General features: G+C 68.6%; 15 protein-coding genes and 1 tRNA gene. 6 read left to right on the top strand and 10 right to left on the bottom strand.

Annotation, left to right across the window (positions count from 1 at the left end; translation table 11 throughout):
- Positions 1–147: 147 nt before the first annotated feature.
- A complete protein-coding gene (locus tag AO398_RS06190; protein WP_058191155.1) occupies positions 148–1104 on the bottom strand; it encodes an SMP-30/gluconolactonase/LRE family protein in 957 nt (318 codons plus the stop codon).
- A 432-nt stretch (positions 1105–1536) separates the two neighbouring features.
- On the opposite strand from AO398_RS06190, the gene AO398_RS06195 reads away from it, so the two are divergent.
- Positions 1537–1613, top strand: a tRNA-Pro gene (locus AO398_RS06195).
- A 26-nt stretch (positions 1614–1639) separates the two neighbouring features.
- Positions 1640–1951: an ETC complex I subunit gene (locus AO398_RS06200; RefSeq protein WP_058191156.1), complete on the top strand. Its 312-nt coding sequence runs from the start codon at positions 1640–1642 to the stop codon at positions 1949–1951.
- Between the two features lie 38 nt (positions 1952–1989).
- Here AO398_RS06200 and AO398_RS06205 read toward each other — a convergent pair whose 3' ends face one another.
- Together AO398_RS06205 and AO398_RS06210 are read right to left on the bottom strand one after the other, a co-directional pair.
- Positions 1990–2448, bottom strand: a complete 459-nt coding sequence (locus tag AO398_RS06205) for a nucleoside deaminase (protein ID WP_058191157.1) — start codon at positions 2446–2448, stop codon at positions 1990–1992.
- Positions 2449–2499: 51 nt separating this feature from the next.
- Positions 2500–3567, bottom strand: a complete 1068-nt coding sequence (locus tag AO398_RS06210; protein WP_058191158.1) for a spore photoproduct lyase family protein — start codon at positions 3565–3567, stop codon at positions 2500–2502.
- A gap of 181 nt (positions 3568–3748) precedes the next feature.
- Here AO398_RS06210 and AO398_RS06215 point away from each other — a divergent pair, with 181 nt between their 5' ends.
- Positions 3749–5764 carry an EAL domain-containing protein gene (locus AO398_RS06215; RefSeq protein ID WP_058191159.1) on the top strand — a complete coding sequence of 672 codons (2016 nt, stop codon included), beginning with the start codon at positions 3749–3751 and terminating at the stop codon, positions 5762–5764.
- On the opposite strand, the gene AO398_RS06220 is transcribed toward AO398_RS06215, so the two are convergent.
- Genes AO398_RS06220 through AO398_RS06230 form a run of 3 tightly spaced genes read right to left on the bottom strand, consistent with a single transcriptional unit; the run spans position 5761 to position 8997 of the window.
- Positions 5761–7236, bottom strand: coding sequence for an NAD(P)/FAD-dependent oxidoreductase (locus tag AO398_RS06220; RefSeq protein WP_058191160.1), 1476 nt, complete (start codon positions 7234–7236; stop codon positions 5761–5763). The two genes, AO398_RS06215 and AO398_RS06220, sit on opposite strands and share 4 nt — an antisense overlap.
- Positions 7233–8144: an alpha/beta hydrolase gene (locus AO398_RS06225; RefSeq protein ID WP_058191161.1), complete on the bottom strand. Its 912-nt coding sequence runs from the start codon at positions 8142–8144 to the stop codon at positions 7233–7235. The genes AO398_RS06220 and AO398_RS06225 overlap by 4 nt, the downstream gene beginning before the upstream one ends.
- A gap of 1 nt (position 8145) precedes the next feature.
- Positions 8146–8997 (bottom strand): SDR family NAD(P)-dependent oxidoreductase, encoded by an 852-nt coding sequence (locus AO398_RS06230; RefSeq protein ID WP_058191162.1) that lies wholly within the window; start codon positions 8995–8997, stop codon positions 8146–8148.
- Between the two features lie 102 nt (positions 8998–9099).
- Here AO398_RS06230 and AO398_RS06235 point away from each other — a divergent pair, with 102 nt between their 5' ends.
- Both AO398_RS06235 and AO398_RS06240 read left to right on the top strand, forming a co-directional pair.
- Positions 9100–9741, top strand: a complete 642-nt coding sequence (locus AO398_RS06235) for a TetR/AcrR family transcriptional regulator (RefSeq protein ID WP_058191163.1) — start codon at positions 9100–9102, stop codon at positions 9739–9741.
- 56 nt (positions 9742–9797) lie between these two features.
- On the top strand, positions 9798–11045 hold the full coding sequence (locus tag AO398_RS06240) for a nucleoside transporter C-terminal domain-containing protein (protein ID WP_058191164.1): 1248 nt from the start codon (positions 9798–9800) through the stop codon (positions 11043–11045).
- 223 nt (positions 11046–11268) lie between these two features.
- Here the strand turns inward: AO398_RS06240 and AO398_RS06245 are convergent, their stop codons facing one another.
- The 3 genes from AO398_RS06245 to pqqA (AO398_RS06255) form a co-directional block, all read right to left on the bottom strand.
- Positions 11269–12243: an NAD(P)-dependent oxidoreductase gene (locus tag AO398_RS06245; RefSeq protein ID WP_058191165.1), complete on the bottom strand. Its 975-nt coding sequence runs from the start codon at positions 12241–12243 to the stop codon at positions 11269–11271.
- Positions 12244–12459: 216 nt separating this feature from the next.
- Positions 12460–12549 carry a pyrroloquinoline quinone precursor peptide PqqA gene (gene pqqA, locus AO398_RS06250; RefSeq protein WP_007559225.1) on the bottom strand — a complete coding sequence of 30 codons (90 nt, stop codon included), beginning with the start codon at positions 12547–12549 and terminating at the stop codon, positions 12460–12462.
- Positions 12550–12627: 78 nt separating this feature from the next.
- Positions 12628–12717: a pyrroloquinoline quinone precursor peptide PqqA gene (gene pqqA, locus AO398_RS06255; protein ID WP_007559223.1), complete on the bottom strand. Its 90-nt coding sequence runs from the start codon at positions 12715–12717 to the stop codon at positions 12628–12630.
- A 434-nt stretch (positions 12718–13151) separates the two neighbouring features.
- Between pqqA (AO398_RS06255) and mgtE the strand changes: the two genes are divergently transcribed.
- Positions 13152–14522, top strand: coding sequence for a magnesium transporter (gene mgtE, locus AO398_RS06260; RefSeq protein WP_058191166.1), 1371 nt, complete (start codon positions 13152–13154; stop codon positions 14520–14522).
- A gap of 273 nt (positions 14523–14795) precedes the next feature.
- Here the strand turns inward: mgtE and AO398_RS06265 are convergent, their stop codons facing one another.
- Positions 14796–16337 (bottom strand): AMP-binding protein, encoded by a 1542-nt coding sequence (locus AO398_RS06265; protein ID WP_058191167.1) that lies wholly within the window; start codon positions 16335–16337, stop codon positions 14796–14798.
- Positions 16338–16401 lie beyond the last annotated feature (64 nt).

Genomic DNA, 16401 nt, shown 5'->3' on the forward strand with positions numbered 1-16401 from the left:
TTTCGGAAAAGATGATGCCAAAACAAAGCTCGCGCGCCGCCTCGTGGATGCACGATCCGGCGGAGGCCCCGAGCCCCTGTTCTGGGGAGGTGGGCCCGCGACGCGCCTCGGTCAAGCATGGCCCGGGCCAGCCGATCCATCGCGGCCTCACCCGCCGGCGCAGCCCTGAACGTCCACGTAGAGGGCGTAGAGCGACTGGCTCGCCGCCATGAACAGACGGTTCCGGTGCCGACCGCCGAAGCAGAGATTGGCGCAGCGTTCCGGCAGGCGGATGCGGCCGATCAGGCGGCCGTCCGGGTTGAACACCATCACGCCGTCCAGCGCGTCGTCGCCCATACCCCAGCCGCACCACAGATTGCCGTCGGTATCGCAGCGGATCCCATCCGGGGTGCCCGGCCCGGCATCGATCAGAACCCGGCGGTCGCCTAGGGTACGGCCGCCGACCACGTCGAACGCGACGATGCGCCGGGTCGGCAGCCCGCGGGACTCGACAAGGTAGAGCTTCGATTCGTCGGGTGAGAAGCACAGGCCGTTCGGACCGGCAATGTCGTGCGCGACCACCGCGAGCGCGCCGGTCTCGGCGTCCACCCGGTAGACGTTCTGCGGCAGCTCCGACTCGGCCCGCTCACCCTCGTAGAACCCGGCGATGCCGAAGGTCGGGTCGGTGAACCAGACCGAGCCGTCGCGGGCGGTGACGACATCGTTCGGCGAATTGAGGCGCTTGCCCTCGAACGCCTCCGCCAACACCGTGATGGCCCCGTCATATTCGGTCCGCACGACTCGGCGGCCGCCATGCTCGCAGGTGACGAGCCGCCCCTGCCGGTCGCGGGTGTTGCCGTTGGCAAAACCCGACGGCTTGCGGAATACGCCGACCGCACCGCTTTCCTCGTCCCAGCGCAGGATCCGGTTGTTGGGGATGTCGCTCCATAGGAGATAGCGCCCATCTCCGAACCAGACCGGGCCCTCGCACCAGCGGCAGCCGGTCGCCAGACGCTCGACCGCCGCGCTGAACACCCGATAGCGGGCGAAGGACGCATCGAGGATCTCGATGGCCGGATCCGGATAGCGGGTGCTCGGTATCCACACGGATCTGATCTCCCCCATCGGCGCGCAATTCGGCGCGCGGCGCCCGCGATACAGAATCGCCGAAGAGATGCCAGAGGAGGAAAGGCTACCACGTTGCCGAAGGCTTGGTCGCCGCGCAAACGCTAGCTTGGGCGCTTGCGGTTTAAGACAAGAAACCCGCAGCGCGACCTCGCGGGCGCGACGAGGACCAAGATCCCCCACCGCCTGTTTCCGAGCCGCACCTCCACCGCCCCCCAATGGACATGCAGCCGGTTCGTCGGTGCGAGAATCAGCCCTCGCCGTCCCAAGGAAGAGCTTAGTCGCAGTAGAATTGTCTGACAAGTGATCGACGCGTTTGCCGATCGGCCCTTGCCCGATGCGGTTAATCGGCCTGGCGGGTCAGCTAGTGCCGGCTGCCCCGTTGCGTCAGCCCCCCCGAAACGCTAGGGCTTACGTGCCGTAACGGGCAGTCGGGGTGTGGCGCAGTCTGGTAGCGCACCTGGTTTGGGACCAGGGGGTCGTAGGTTCGAATCCTATCGCCCCGACCATTCGATCAGGAGCTTGTCGAGTTCAGATGCCGAGTGCTCGCATCTTCCGTCCATCCCGGGACGCCACGCAGTCGGGCCTGGCTCGCACCAAGCAGTGGATCCTGGAGTTCGACCAGACCAGCCCGCGCGAGATCGATCCGTTGATGGGCTGGAACGGATCGGCTGACATGATGCAGCAGGTGCGTCTGGAATTCGACACGGAGGAGGAGGCGGTGGCTTACGCCAAGCGCGAGGGCATCGCCTATCGGGTCGAACAGCCGGCCAAACCGGTGTTCCGCAAGGGTTTGTCCTACTCGGACAACTTCAAGTTCAACCGTACGGCACCCTGGACCCACTGAGCCGTTCCGGCATCGTCGAGTGAAGCGACCGCCGCTTTTCAAGTCTTCCGGCGCGCTTCCCACGCGGCGTAGGGTGCCTCGCCAGCGGGCCGGATCTGCCTGAGGCGCATCGGCTGCTCCTCCAGGGGACGGCACAGTTCCGCATAGATGGTTGCGCTGCCCGCGCCGTGTTCTTCAGCCTCCTCGGCCGAGTAGGCGAAGTACCCCTCGCGAAAGCCCGCGAGCCGCATCGCGGCGTGACACATCGGGCAGGGGCGCCCGCTCGCATACATCACGCAATCGGAGAGGTCGCGCCGCTCCAGCATCTGGCTGGCCTCTCGCAGCGCCACCATTTCGGCATGCGCGCTCGGGTCGTTGGTGGCATGGACCGTGTTGGCCGCTCGGACCAGCACGGCGCCGTCGCGCACGATGACCGCACCGTAGGGGGAGCCGCCGGCCTGCACATTCGCCTCGGCCAGCGCGACTGCCTCGCGGATATAGGTCTCGTGATCCGACATCGCTGCGACACTCCCGAACTGCCCGCGCCAACGCGCCGTCGGCCCGAGGGTTCAGAACGCGTACCGGACGGTGCAATAGGGCATGGTCTCGGCCAGCAGGGCCTTGAACCGGGTGAGCCATTGGCCTTTCCAGCCGGTTCGGTAGCGCAGGTTGGTGCCGCCGCCCTCGGAAACCTTCGCCTCCTGGATGTCGGGCCGCCACAGCAGCTCCTCGGCCTTCGGGTGCCAGCCGAGATTCACGTCGTGCAGGCCCGCATTGTGGGTCAGCATGATGATCTCGCATTTGAGCTGCGCCTTGGCAGCGTCCGATAGCGTGCCGTCGATCTCTGAAAACAGCGCACGCCAATCCGCCTCCCAACCCTCGTAAAGGATCACCGGCGAGAAATTGGCGTGGACCTCGTATCCGGCGGCCACGAAGTCGTCGATCGCGGCGATCCGCTCCGGGATCGGCGTCGTGCGGACGTCGACGATCTTGGCGATCCGGGCCGGCATCAGCGAGAACCGGATCCGCGTCTTGCGTTGTGGATCGTAGGCCAGCAGGTCGCGATTGACCGCCTTGGTGGCGAAGGAGGCCTTCGCGTTTGGCAGGGTGCGGAATTGCTCGATGAAGGTGCGGACGCCACGGCTCACAGCCGCGTCCACCGAGAGGTCGCCGTTCTCGCCAATATCGTAGATCCAGTACATCGGGTCGATCGAATCGGGTTCCGGTAACGGCCCCTGGCGTCCGGCATGGCGGGCGATCGCTGCGCAGGCCTGATCGATGTTCACGAACAGCGAGATCGGATTCGAGAAACCCTTGCGCCGCGGCACGTAGCAATAGGCGCAGGCCATGGCGCAGCCGTTCGAGGTGGAGGGCGCGATGAAGTGCGCGCTGCGGCCGTTCGGACGCATCGTCAGGCTCTTTTTCACGCCAAGCACCAGGGTTGAGCGCTTGATCCGCACCCAGTCCTCCACCGAGCCCGCATTTCCGTGGAGCGCCGGGATGTTCCAGTGCGATGGCACCGGGATGCGCTCCGCATCGGGAAAGCGCGTCAGGATCTCTCGGCCGATCGGGAAATCGCCCACCGACGGCTCGTGATAGATGGTCCGGATATCGAGGAGGTCACTGGTCAGGGCCATGAAGGATCCGGGGCCCGGTGGCGGCCCTGGATCGAATATGGCGCGGGGCGGCGCGACCGGAATGGCTTGCGACGCGCCGCCCCAAGGCCGCGCGCCAAGTCAGGAGAGTGTGCGGATCTCTAAATTCAACACTCTCTTACGACTCTTGGTTGATTATCGTGTGCCTCTGATTGGACGCACGATGACGATTCACCACCTGGTGGAAACGGCCCCCGGGACGGCAGCCTCCGGCGACGCGGGACGGCTGCAGGCTCTGGTCCGTCGGGATCAGCTCGAGGCCGTACGCGGCAGCGTCCTCACCGCGATCCCGGTCAACATGCTACTCGGGTTGGCCAGCGTCCTGGTGGCGTTCCAGAGCGGTCATGGCCGCGCCGGGATGATCTGGTACGCGGCCTCGACCGGGGCCAACCTCCTGCGCATCGGCCTGTGCCGGGCCGCATGTCCGGGTCTCGTGCTGACGGCCGAGACGGCACCAGCTATGGCTGCGGCCGCGTCACGTTCGGTCGAGGGGCATCTGCGCGCCAGCACGCTGGCGGCTTTGCTGTCGGGACTGGTCTGGGCGTTTCTGCCGCTGCTCTGTGCCGGCTACACGTCCCCACAGACCTTGTTCTACCTCACCATAACCTGTGGGATCACCGCTGGCGCGGTCACGCATGGGACCGCGTATGCCCGGATCCCGTTGAGCTTCATTGTGCTGCCGTTGCTCTCGGTGGCCTTCTGTCTGTTCGCCGCCGGCGGGTTCGACCGCGTCTGCCTGTCAGCCTGCGTGCTGCTCTACCTGGCCGCCCTGTCACGAACCGCGTTCCAGAGCGAGGCCGGCTTCCGCGAGGCGAGCCGGCTGAAGAACGACGCCACCGCGTTGGCCCGCTCCCGGGCCGAGGCTCAGGCCAGCGCCAACGCCTTGGTCGATGAGATGCGCTGGCGCGCGACCCATGACGACCTCACCGGGCTGCTTAACCGGGCCGGCTTCATTCAGCAAGCGGAAACGCGTCTGGACGCCGGGACCGCCTGCCTGCTGCTCCTCGACCTCGACGGCTTCAAGTCGGTCAACGACGTCTACGGCCACCAGACCGGCGACCGGGTGCTGGTCGAAGTGGCGCGCCGTCTGCGCGCCGCCTTGCCGCCTGGTGGCTTGGCCGCTCGGCTCGGCGGCGACGAGTTCGCGGTGCTGTACGATCCGGCAGCCACCGGCCTGCCCTACGAGACCCTGGCGGCCGCCCTGATCGCCGCGGTGGCGCAGCCCTTCGACGGCTTCGACGAGGCGCGGCTCGGTGTCAGCATCGGCGTCCATGCGGAGCCCGAGCCCGACCTGATGGCCATGCTCAGCTGCGCCGATGAGGCGCTCTACGCCTCCAAGGCTGCCGGGCGGAACCGCTTCCGGCTGTTCGACGTGGGGCTGCGCGATCGCCTGGAGATGCGGCGGGACCTCGAGCGCGACCTCTCGCACGCCCTGGTCGAGAATGCCCTCGAAGTCTGGTTCCAGCCGATCTACGCGCTCGATGCCCGGACTTTGGTCGGGCTTGAGGCGCTGGTGCGCTGGCACCACCCGCGACTCGGCTGGATCGCGCCCCCGGACCTGATCGCCGCGGCTGCGATGGCAGGCCTCACCGAGTCGCTCTTGCGCTTCATCCTCGATCAGGTCTGCCGGATGATGCAGATCCTGAGCGTCCAGGGTCGCGGAACGGTCCGGGTGGCGATGAACGTCTCGCCCCGGGAAATGGCGCAGATCCCGGTTGACGAGATCGTCATCGCGCGCCTCGGCGCGCTGGGCCTGCCGTCAGCCCAACTGGAGATCGAGATCACCGAAGAGACCGCCCTCGATCTCGGTGCGGTGCAGGGCAAGCTCCAGGCGCTCTCGCGCGCCGGCATCCGGGTCGCGCTCGACGATTTCGGCATCGGCTACTCATCACTGTCGTCCCTGCGCCAGCTCCGGGCCGACCGGATCAAGATCGACCGGAGCTTCGTCACCGGCCTCAGCACCTGTGACGACAAGCGCGGCCTAGTCCTCGCCGTGCTCGGCCTCGGCAACCTGCTCGGGCTCGAGGTGGTGGCCGAAGGGGTCGAGTCGCAGGAGGATCTGCAGACGCTGCAGGCGATGGGCTGCCCGTTCCTGCAGGGCTATCATCTCGGCCGGCCGATGCCGGTGCAGGCTTTGGAGACTACGGTGCTCGTCGCGCCGCAAGCGGCAGTCGCTTAACCCAGCCGGTAATCCGTCATCCGGGCGCGCCGGGCGCTGCGGCGGTAGGCCATGACCGAGTCCGGCCACAAGGTCGCGTTGCGGCCCTCGGCGTCAAGATACCAGCTGCGGCAGCCGCCCGCCTGCCAGATGCTGTCGGCGAGCCGGGTCCGGATTCGGTCCAGGAAACGAGCCTGCGCTTCCGGGCGGACATCGATCGCCCGGGCGCCGCGGCGCAGGGCCGCCAGGCAGTCAAGCACGTGGTGCACCTGAACCTCGATCATCGCGATGATCGAGTTGTGCCCCAGCCCGGTATTGGGACCGAGCAGCATGAAGTAGTTTGGAAATCCAGCGACGGTGATGCCCTGAAAGGCGCCCATCCCGCCGCCGGCCCAGGCATCGGCCAGGCGCAGGCCGCCGCGTCCGACGAGGTCCATCCGGGCGAAGCTCCCGGTGACGTCGAAGCCGGTGGCGTAGACGATCACGTCGAGATCGTGGGTGGTGCCGTCCGCCGTGGTCACGCGGGACTCCGTGATCCGGGCGATGTCGCCGGTCTCCAGGGTGACGTTCGAGCGCTGCAGGGCCGGGTAGTAATCGTCGGAGATGAGCACGCGCTTGCAGCCGAGGCGGTAGTTCGGCGTCAGCTTCGCGCGCAGGTCCCGGTCCTTCACCGTCTTGGCGAGGTGGTGTCGTGCCAGGCCCTCCGCCTGCTTGGTCAGCTTCGAGACCTTGGTGAAGCCGAACAGCGCGCGCAGCTCGTGCAGCCAGAACAGCCGCGCCCGCTCGATCCGCCGGAGCAGCGGCAGGCGCTGGTAGCGCGCCTTGGTGGCTTCCGCGATGGCGTGGTCGTGCTTGGGCATGATCCAGGGCGGGGTGCGCTGGAACAGCGTGAGGTGGCCGGCCACCTTGGCGAGTTCCGGCACGACCTGGATCGCGCTCGCGCCGGTGCCGATCACCCCGATCCGCTTACCCGCGAGAGCGACGGAATGGTCCCAGGCCGCGGTGTGGAAGGCCGGACCCGCGAAGCTGTCCCGGCCCGGCAGGTCGGGATAGGCCGGATGGTGCAGGCCGCCCATGCCGGAGACGATCACCCGGGAGGTCAACGGCCCGCGATCGGTCTCCACGTGCCAGAGGGCGCGGGCCTCGTCCCAGGTCGCGCCGGTGAAGGTGGTCTTGAGCTGGATCAGCGGCATCAGCCCGTTGCGCTCGGCTGTCTCGTGCAGATAGGCGTGGATCTCGGCTTGCAGCGCATACATCCGCGTCCAGTCGGCCTTGGGGGCAAACGACAGCGAGTAGAGGTGCGAGGGCACGTCGCAGGCCGCGCCCGGATAGGTGTTCTCGTACCAAGTGCCGCCGATGCCCTCGGCCTTCTCGATCACCCGCAGGGGACCGATCCCGGATTGCTTGCAGCGGATCGCCATGGCGAGGCCGGAGAATCCGGCGCCGACGATCAGGACCTCGAGGATGTCAGGGACGGTGTCGGGCGCGGTCATCGCGAAAGGCTCCCCGATGCGGCAGCACCCTGCGGGGCGTGCGCCTTCAGGAAGGCGGCGGCCTCGTCGAGGGAGGTCCGCGCCTCCGGCAGGACATGGGCGGCGAACTGCCAGGCATGGGACACGACGGGAAAGACCTTCAGCTCGGTCACGACCCCGGCCGCCCGGGCGCGCTCGGCCATGCGGATGGAATCGTCGCGCAGGACCTCCCGCTCGCCGACATGGAACAGCAGGGGCGGGTAGCCGGTCGGGTCGGCGTTGATCGGCGAGATCCGGGGATCGGCCGGGTTGGCCTTGCCGAGATACATCGTGCGGATCACGGCGAGCGCCCCGGGGTCGAACATGGCGTCGCGCCACGCATTGCTGCGCCGGGAGCCGTCCTCGGAGACGAAGTCGGTGGCGGGTGAGAACAGGGCCGCGGCCCAGGGCATCGGCAGGCCGCGGGCCCGCGCCTCGCCGATCAGAACCAGGGCCAGATTGGCGCCCGCCGACTCGCCGGCGACGCAAGCCGCTCCCTCGGCGCTGAACGCCTGCCAGACAGCGACGGCGTCCTCGACCGCCGCCGGGAAGGGGTTCTCGGGAGCGAGGCGGTAATCGGGGACGAACAGGGAGAACCCGCGGAGGGCCAGCGCCCCGGTCACCGGCCGGTGAGTTTTCGGCGAGCAGGCGATGAAGCCGCCGCCGTGGATGTAGAGCATCCGCTGCTGTCCGGCCCCTGATTTCGGCCGGACCCATTCCCCCCGGATCCCGCCGACCGTGCCGGGCTCGTAGGTCACGCCCTTCGGGTCGAGGAAGGCCGGGGCCTCGAAGATCCGGCGGAATGCGGCCGCGTCCCGGGCCTTCGCCAGAGGACCGCGGACCTTGTTGCGGACCATCCAGGTGCCGAGATACGCGCGCAGGCTTGCCATCTCAGACCTTCCCGCCGGACAGGCGCACGATCGTCTTCCAGTAGCCTGCCGGCATCAGGCGCTGGATCAGGGCCGCACTCTTGGCATCCTTGCCGATCAGGATGCGGGGCTGTCGGCGCTCGATCCCCTGGATGATCGCGGCTGCGGCGTCCTCGGGTGAGAGTGTGAGCAGCTTGCCGAACGCCTCCCGGGCCTTCTCGTCCTCCACCCGGGCGCGCTCGGCCGCATCCGGATCGGTGGGCGGGCGCGTGCCGCGGGCGCTGCGGGCGATGGCGGTGGCGACGCCGCCCGGATGGACCACCGTCACCCCGAGACCGGTGCCGGCATATTCATGCCGCAGGGCCTCGGTGAAGCCGCGCACCGCGAACTTGCTCGTGGCGTAGGCGGCCTGGCCGGGCGGGGCGATCAGCCCGAACAGGCTCGACAGGTTGACGATCTGGGCCGCCGGCCGGGCCCGCAGCATCGGCAGGAAGGCGTGGCACATCCGCACGACGGCGCGCAGGTTGATGTCCATCAGCCACTCGAAATCTTCGAGATGCGTTTCTTCGAACCGGCCGCCGAGCGCCACGCCCGCATTGTTGATCAGGATGTCGAGGCGGCCGAACCGGCCCGCGGCCCATTCCGGCAGCCGCTGGATCGCCTCAGCGTCGGCGAGGTCGAGGGCCTGGGTCTCCACCGCCGCGCCGGTGGCGCGCACCTTGCCGGCAATGGTCTCCAGGCCTGTAGCGTCGCGATCCACCAGCAGAAGGCGACAACCCTTGGCGGCCAAGCCCACCGCCAGGGCGGCGCCAATACCGCTCGCGGCGCCGGTGAGGAGCACGACGGCGCCCGCGAGTTGGAGTTTCTGGGCCAAGCCGTACCTCCCGTTCCGCCGGGCATACCCGACGCTATCGTGGGGATAGCCCTGGCCGCGCAGATTGTCTAGGGTGAATACCCTAAAGCGGATTTGGGGACCATGCAGGAAGGCGTCAGCCGCACGGGGCGGGGGGCCGCCACGCTGGAGCGGGCGACGGGGACGCGCGAAAAAATTCTCGCGCAGAGCCTCGCCCTGTTCAACGGCCGCGGCCTCGGCCGGGTGACCACCGCGGAAATCGCCGCGGCGTCCGGGATCCGAGAGGGCAATCTCCAGTACCATTTCCCGCGCAAGAGCGGGCTGGTGGAGGCGCTGTTCTCTACCTTCGAGGTCGAGGCCGAGGCGGGGGCGGGGCGGATGCCGGCCGATCCCGCCGCGCCTGAGGCGCTGCTCACCTATCAGCGGGGCTGGTTCGACCTGATCTGGCGCTATCGCTGCATCTATCGCGACGGCATCGCCATGGTGGAGATCGCCCCGGCTTTGCGCCCGCGGGTCCATGCCCTGCGGGCGCGGACGCAGGCGCTGGCGCGGGGCGTGTTCGAGGCGGCCCAGCAGGCCGGGCGGCTGCGGATCGAGCCGGACGCGCTGGGGCGGCTCATCGACAACGCCTGGATCGTGTCGAGCCACTGGATGAGCCACCGGCTCCAGGGTGGCACCGAGCTGACCCAGACCGATCTCGACTGGGGTTTCGCGCAGGTCAGCGACCTGTTCGCCCCCTACCTCGTGGTGGATCGCCCGGGCTGATACGCGCTTGGCCCGAACCTTTCATCCGGCTGCCAGGCAAGACACCCAAGGACACGATGCTCGACCGACTGAGCCATGCCGGCCTCTCCATCCTGCTGCTGCTGGCGATCGCCGCGCTGTTTTCCACCAACCGCCGGGCGATCCGCCCCCGGGTCGTGCTCACCGCCCTGGCGCTGCAGGTTGGGCTCGGCGCCCTGGTGCTGTTCCTGCCCGCCGGGCAGGCGACGCTGAGGGCCGCCGCCGACGTGGTGGCGACGGGGCTCTCCTATGGCGACCGCGGCACCGCGTTCCTGTTCGGCGGGCTGGTCGAGCCGCGCATGTTCGAGCTGTTCGGCGGCTCCGGCTTCATCCTGGCCCTGCGGGTGCTGCCGCAGATCCTGTACGTCTCGGCGCTGATCGGGGTCCTGTACCATCTCGGCGTGATGCAGGCGCTCGCCCGGGGCCTCGGCGCAGTGCTGCGGCGGATCCTCGGCACCTCGCCGATCGAATCGTTCGCGGCGGTGATCACCATCGCCATCGGCCAGAGCGAGATCGCGGTGGCGTTGCGCCCGTTCCTGCCGCTGCTCACCGGGGCGGAGCTGTTCGCCGTGATGGCGAGCGGCGCCTCCTCCACCGCCGGGTCGATCCTGGCGGGCTACGCGGCGCTCGGGGTGCCGATGACCTACCTGCTCGCGGCCTCCGTGATGGCGATCCCCGGGGGGCTGCTCTACGCCAAGATCCTGATGCCCTCCACCGAGCCGACCCGGATCGCCACCACCCGCGTGGAGTTCGGCGAGACCCGGGCGGCCAACATCATCGAGGCGGCGGCCGACGGCACCCAGAAGGGCCTCGCGGTGGCGGTCTCGGTGGGCGCGATGCTGATCGCCTTCGTGGGCCTGATCGCCCTGGCCAACGGGATCGTGGGCTATCTCGGCGGTCTGGGCGGCTATCCGGCGGCCTCGATCGAGGGCGTGCTCGGCTGGGCGCTTGCGCCGCTGGCTTGGCTGCTGGGGGTGCCCTGGGAGAGCGCCACCCTGGTCGGCGGCGCGATCGGCCAGAAGATCGCGTTCAACGAGTTCCTTGCCTACGCCAACCTGTCGCCGACCCTGAAGGGCGGCGCCCTCGAGCCACGCTCCCAGGCGATCGTTTGCTTCGCCCTGTGCGGCTTCGCCAACCTCGCCTCGATCGCGATCCAACTCGCCAGCTTCTCCAGCCTAGTCCCCGAGCGCCGGGCCGAGGTCGCCCGCTACGGACTGCGGGCGATCCTAGCCGGGACGCTGTCGAACCTCACCAGCGCGGCGATCGCCGGGATGTTCGTGGCCTGAGGGGAGGGCATGTTCACACATCGCATCGCTTGAGGCGCGACGCGCTCTCCTCCCCCTTGTGGGGAGGAGTTGGAGGTGGGGTGGTTCAGACGGCCCTGTTACGCGCTCCTGCACCACCCCCACCCCTGACCCCTCCCCGCAAGGGGGAGGGGAAAAGCGCGGTGCTTCAAACGCTTGCTGCTGGAGCGATGTGTAAATCCGCCAGGCCTGAGGAGAAGGCGCGTCAGGGACCGAAGACCGGCCCGCCGTATCCGCTCTCCTTCGGCGAAACGTAAGCCGGGTCGTGTGCGAAGGGCAGGGGCCGTCCGTCCCGCAGGGCGTCCAGGATTTCTGTGAAGCCGGTTTGGCAGCGGAAGCCGAGCGCGGTCTCGGCGAGACGCGAATCATAGACCCGCCCGATGCTGGCGGGCAGCGTCCAACCTCGCCGGGCGTAGAGTTCCGCGGCGTCGGGGAAGTGGCGCGCGATGACGGCGGTGGCGTCCTCCTTCAGGGTCCGGGCCTCGGCCCGGTCGAAGGGCGTCGGCGCGGACAGGATGAACAGGCCGAACCCGAGCGCGGGCGCCCGCATCAGCGCCGCGACATGCGCCTCGGCGGCGTCCTCGACGGTGAGACGCCGATTCAGAAACTCGTTGGCCTTGAGGTTTTCGCCGGACAGTTCGCGATGGGTGTCGTCCTCTTCCGGGAAGAAGCGGCTCGTGCGCAGGACCACGCAGGCCAGGCCGCGTTCGGCGGCGGTGAGGCGGCACAGGCCCTCGGCGGCGAGCTTGGTCACCCCGTAGATGTTGCGCGGCGCCAGCGGCCCGCTGGTCTCGTCCAGCCAGATCGCGGCATCGCCGGCCTCGTCGCGGATCACTTGGCTGATCATCAGCGAGGTCGTGGAGGTGAACACGAATCGGTCGTTCCCGGCCGCGACTGCCGCCTCCAGGAGGTTCAGCGTGCCCGTGACGTTGCAATCGACGAAGGCCTGAGCCGAGTAGCGCGCGATATCGGGTTTGTGCAGGGCACCGGCATGGATCACGGCCTCGCACCCGCGATCGAACGCTCGACTGACGATGCTCCGATCCGCCACGGAGCCGATGAGATCGGTGTCGGGCCCCGGGGCCACGTCGAGGCCGGTCACGCGATGGCCGAGGGCCCGCAGGCGCGGGGCGAGGAACCGGCCGAGCCAGCCGGAGGAACCGGTGAGCAGGACGTGCATGGCCCGACCTTAAAGGATCGGCGTCCCCGTTTCGGAGGGCGCCACGACTTCTCGGAGGATCCCGGACGGCGTCCGCTGCACGCGAGCGCCGAGGGATGAGGTCGGGGCGAGAAAATCTGAAGTGCCGCCGACGATCAAGATCGTGCAGCGGGACAACGCACAAACAAAAAGCGCCGCTTCGGCTGAAGCGGCGCCCATAAACGTCAGAGTGACGTCTTAGTTGAACGTGTCGATCTCAGCCGACTCATAGCTCGTAACTTCCATGCCGACGCAGATCTCGGACACGACGGGAGCGGACCAGGCCATGATTTTCTCCAAGTGACGAATGGTTAATGATGAAGACCGTTATCCCCGGCTCGTCAACGACCCGGGAACTGGGCCGACTCAGTTGAACGTGTCGATCTCAGCCGACTCGTAGCTCGTGACTTCCATGCCGACGCAGATCTCGGACACGATCGGGGCAGACCAAGCCATGGCGTTTCTCCTCGTTGTTGCTGAGATCCATATAGGCAATATCTTGGACGCAATACAAGTGAGCACAACACTTATATTTCTCATAGGCGCCCGGCTATCTCGGCCGTGCGAGCGCCGCGGCGTCCCGGCCACAGCGCGTCGCGCGCGCGAAACCGGCTCGGGACGGGCATCGGTTTCGGCTTGACGGAATTTTCCCGTAGGGGCACGAGGCAGCCGCGCGGGGCCGCCATCCGGGGACGCCGCGCTCCCTTTCAGCATCGACCAGCGAAGCGACGTGCCAGACCGATCGTGCCTGCCGTGCCCGGCGACGCGCCGTCATCCCGCCTGAGCCGCTGAGAGGCCCGGCCGCGGGGTGAGCGGCGTGGCTCACCGGTCGCGGCCCTGAGAGCCAGCAGACCGGCGGCGCGCCGTCTCGTAACCCGCGAGGCGAGGCCATGAACGAGATCGCCCCCATCGACGCGCGTGTCGACCCGTCCGTGCTGGCCGCACGCCTGTCGGACGAGCGCGCGCCCGACATCGTCGAGGCGCTGAACGAGGAGGCCCCCGAGGTCGCCGCCGCGATCCTCCTCGGCCTGCCGATGGAGCGGGCGATCGAGGTGCTCGACCAGCCGGAGCTCGACTGCGCCGCCGACATCATCGAGATGCTGCCGCGCGACCGGGTGGCCGGCTACCTGTCCGGCATGTCGGCCGACCGGGTCACGGACGTGTTCCGGGAGATCGAGGAGCCCGGCCGGTCCGACCTGCGCGCCCGCCTCGATGCCGAGACCCGCGGCGCCGTTGACCGCCTCTCGGCCTACGGCGAGGAGACGGTCGGCTCGCTGATGACAACCGAGTTCGTCACCGTGCCGGGCACCTGGACGGTGGGCCAGACCCTGGAGCACATCCGCCACGTCGAGAAGACCCGCGAGACCATCTACGCGATCTTCGTGCTCGACCCGCGCACCCGGGCGCTCACCAAGGCGGTGCCCCTGCGCCGGCTGATCTCGGGTGACCCGAACGACAACGTGCTCAGCGTCGCCCCCGGCCGGCGGCCGCTGGCCGTCTCGCCCACGGCGAGCCGCGAGGAGGCCGCCCGGCTGATCTCGAAATACGATCTGCTGGCGCTGCCGGTGGTCGACGCGGTCGGGCACGTGATCGGCATCGTCACGGTGGACGACATGATCGACGCCATGGTCGAGAAGCAGACGCAGGACGTGCAGCGCTTCGGCGGCATGGAGGCGTTGCCCGAGCCCTACATGGATATCGGCTTCTTCACGATGATCCGGAAGCGCGCCGGCTGGCTCTGCGCTTTGTTCCTCTCGGAGATGCTCACCGCGTCCGCCATGCAGGGCTTCGAGGGCGAATTGGAGAAGGCGATCGTCCTGACCCTGTTCATCCCGCTGATCATGAGCTCGGGCGGCAATTCCGGCTCCCAGGCGACGTCGCTGCTGATCCGCGCGTTGGCCCTGCACCAGATCCGGCTCGGGGATTGGTGGCGAGTGGCCTTGCGCGAGCTGCCCACCGGAATCGTGCTGGGCAGCATCCTCGGGGTGATCGCGGTGATCCGGATCGTGGCCTGGCAGAAGCTCGGCCTCTACGATTACGGCGAGCACTGGCCGCTGGTCGCCGCTACAGTCGGCACGGCGCTGGTGGGCATCGTGATGTTCGGCTCCCTCACAGGTTCGATGCTGCCCTTCATCCTGCAACGGATCGGCTTCGACCCCGCCACCGCCTCGGCCCCATTCGTAGCGACCCTCGTCGATGTCACCGGGCTGGTGATCTATTTCTCCGTGGCGCTGCTGATCCTGCGGGGGACGCTGCTGTAGAGCGGCGATTGCGGGTGCCTCCGGGCTCAAAATTGCGGGGCCGGCAGAATAAGCCGCCCTGTCATTCCGGGGCGCCGCAGGCGAACCCGGAATCCAGAGCCGCCAACGGAGCGAAGTTTTGAACTGACTGTGGTCCTGGATTCCGGGCTCCGCTTCGCGGCCCCGGAATGACACAGTGGATGTTTGCGTGCCGTGCGTAACTTCACGCGTCCCAAAAATTCTAGATTTCGATAAGCAATCGCTCATCCTGCAAGGGACTTGGAGGATGCCAACTCAACCCATAGCCTCAAACAGCCGCTTGCGCTGCACCTTGCCGTTGGCGGTCCGGGGCAGGGCGTCGAGAAAGCGGATCTCCCGCGGGCGCTTGTAGGCGGCGAGCCGGCTCTCGCACCAGGCGATCAGCTCCGCCGCGTCTGGCTCGGCGCCGGGCTGGAGCACGACGAAGCCGCAGATGACCGAGACGTCGGCGCGCACCGGCAGCTCGGCCACACCAACCTCCGCCACGGACGGGTGGGCGGAGAGCACGACCTCGACCTCGTTCGGCGAGACCCGGTAGCCCATGGCCTTCATCAGGTCGTTGTTGCGGCCCTCGAACCAGACGTAGCCGTCCGCATCGAACCGGGCGATGTCGCCGCCGACGAACCAGTCGCCGTGCATCACCTCGGCTTCCTCGTCGGGACGGTTCCAATAGCCGAGCATCAACGCTGGTTCGGAGCGGTGGACCGCCAGGAGGCCGGTCTCACCGGCCGGCAGCGGCTCGGGCTCCCCCTCCACCGGCAGGATCGCAACGCGCCGGCCGGGCTGCGGCCGCCCCGGGGAGCCCGGCCGGCCCGGAATGGTCGGTCCGCTGGAGATGTAGGTGGAGATCTCGCTCATCCCGAGCGCCTCGTAGAGCGGCTTGCCGGTGGCGCGGGTCCAGGCCTCGAGCAGCTCCACAGACAGGGGCTCGCCGGCGGTGCAGCCGTGGCGCAGGCTCGACAGGTCGTGGCTTTCGAGGGCGCCGTACTTCAGGATCTGACGGTAGAGGGTCGGGACCGCGGCGAACAGGGTCGCGCGGTATTCCGCGATCAGGCGCGGCCAGACCGACGGGTCGCGGGGGCCGTTGTAGAGCACCGCCGTGGCGCCCACCGACCAGGGGTCGCTCAAGCCCACGCCCAGCGTGTAGGTCCAGTTCATGGTGCCGGCATGCAGCATCACATCGGACTCGGTAAGCCCGATCCAGTGCGCGACCATCGGCCAACGGCCATAGGCGGCCCGGTGTGCATGCAGCACACCCTTGGGCCGGCTGGTGGTGCCGGAGGTGTAGATCAGCATCGCAGGGTCGTCGGCGGCGGTGTCGGCGTAATCCGGCAGCGGCGGGCCGGCCTTCAGGGCGGCGATGGCGGCGGCATTGAGCAAAAGCCGGGTGCCCAGGGCCTCCGGCGGGACCGTGCAGCCGCCGCCGGCCACGATCGCCGCCGCACCGGAATTCTCCATCAGGAACGCGGCCTCGCCCTCGGTCAGCTGCGGCGAGGACGGCAATGCCACCAAGCCCGCCGCCAGAGCGCCGAAATAGACCAGGACGTAATCGGCCTCGTTGCCCATCCGGATCATCACCCGGTCGCCGGGCGTCAGACCGAGCCCGAGAAAGCCCGCCGCGATGCTTCGGACCGCCCGGTCGACCGCGCTGAAGCTGAGGTAGCTGGCGGTACCGTCGCCGACGAGGACCAGCGCGGTCTTATCGGGGCGCAGCCGTGCATTCTCGGCAAGGCAGTACCTGGCCGCGTTGAAGCGGGCCGGCGGTCGGCGATCATGGGGTCGGACGGCGTCGGGCAAAGGGCGTTCCCCGGGGCTCGGATTTTGCCCGGGTGTCCCGCATCGGCGCGCCGCCCGTCAACCG

The organism is Methylobacterium sp. GXS13, assembly GCF_001455965.1.
GTDB lineage: Bacteria > Pseudomonadota > Alphaproteobacteria > Rhizobiales > Beijerinckiaceae > Methylobacterium.

What these genes read in the sequence shown, in the direction of transcription:
- AO398_RS06190 (WP_058191155.1), bottom strand. Translation starts at nt 1,104, where the DNA reads ATGGGGGAGATCAGATCCGTGTGGATACCGAGCACCCGCTATCCGGAT.
- AO398_RS06200 (WP_058191156.1), top strand. Translation starts at nt 1,640, where the DNA reads ATGCCGAGTGCTCGCATCTTCCGTCCATCCCGGGACGCCACGCAGTCG.
- AO398_RS06205 (WP_058191157.1), bottom strand. Translation starts at nt 2,448, where the DNA reads ATGTCGGATCACGAGACCTATATCCGCGAGGCAGTCGCGCTGGCCGAG.
- AO398_RS06210 (WP_058191158.1), bottom strand. Translation starts at nt 3,567, where the DNA reads ATGGCCCTGACCAGTGACCTCCTCGATATCCGGACCATCTATCACGAG.
- AO398_RS06215 (WP_058191159.1), top strand. Translation starts at nt 3,749, where the DNA reads ATGACGATTCACCACCTGGTGGAAACGGCCCCCGGGACGGCAGCCTCC.
- AO398_RS06220 (WP_058191160.1), bottom strand. Translation starts at nt 7,236, where the DNA reads ATGACCGCGCCCGACACCGTCCCTGACATCCTCGAGGTCCTGATCGTC.
- AO398_RS06225 (WP_058191161.1), bottom strand. Translation starts at nt 8,144, where the DNA reads ATGGCAAGCCTGCGCGCGTATCTCGGCACCTGGATGGTCCGCAACAAG.
- AO398_RS06235 (WP_058191163.1), top strand. Translation starts at nt 9,100, where the DNA reads ATGCAGGAAGGCGTCAGCCGCACGGGGCGGGGGGCCGCCACGCTGGAG.
- AO398_RS06240 (WP_058191164.1), top strand. Translation starts at nt 9,798, where the DNA reads ATGCTCGACCGACTGAGCCATGCCGGCCTCTCCATCCTGCTGCTGCTG.
- AO398_RS06245 (WP_058191165.1), bottom strand. Translation starts at nt 12,243, where the DNA reads ATGCACGTCCTGCTCACCGGTTCCTCCGGCTGGCTCGGCCGGTTCCTC.
- pqqA (WP_007559225.1), bottom strand. Translation starts at nt 12,549, where the DNA reads ATGGCCTGGTCCGCTCCCGTCGTGTCCGAGATCTGCGTCGGCATGGAA.
- pqqA (WP_007559223.1), bottom strand. Translation starts at nt 12,717, where the DNA reads ATGGCTTGGTCTGCCCCGATCGTGTCCGAGATCTGCGTCGGCATGGAA.
- mgtE (WP_058191166.1), top strand. Translation starts at nt 13,152, where the DNA reads ATGAACGAGATCGCCCCCATCGACGCGCGTGTCGACCCGTCCGTGCTG.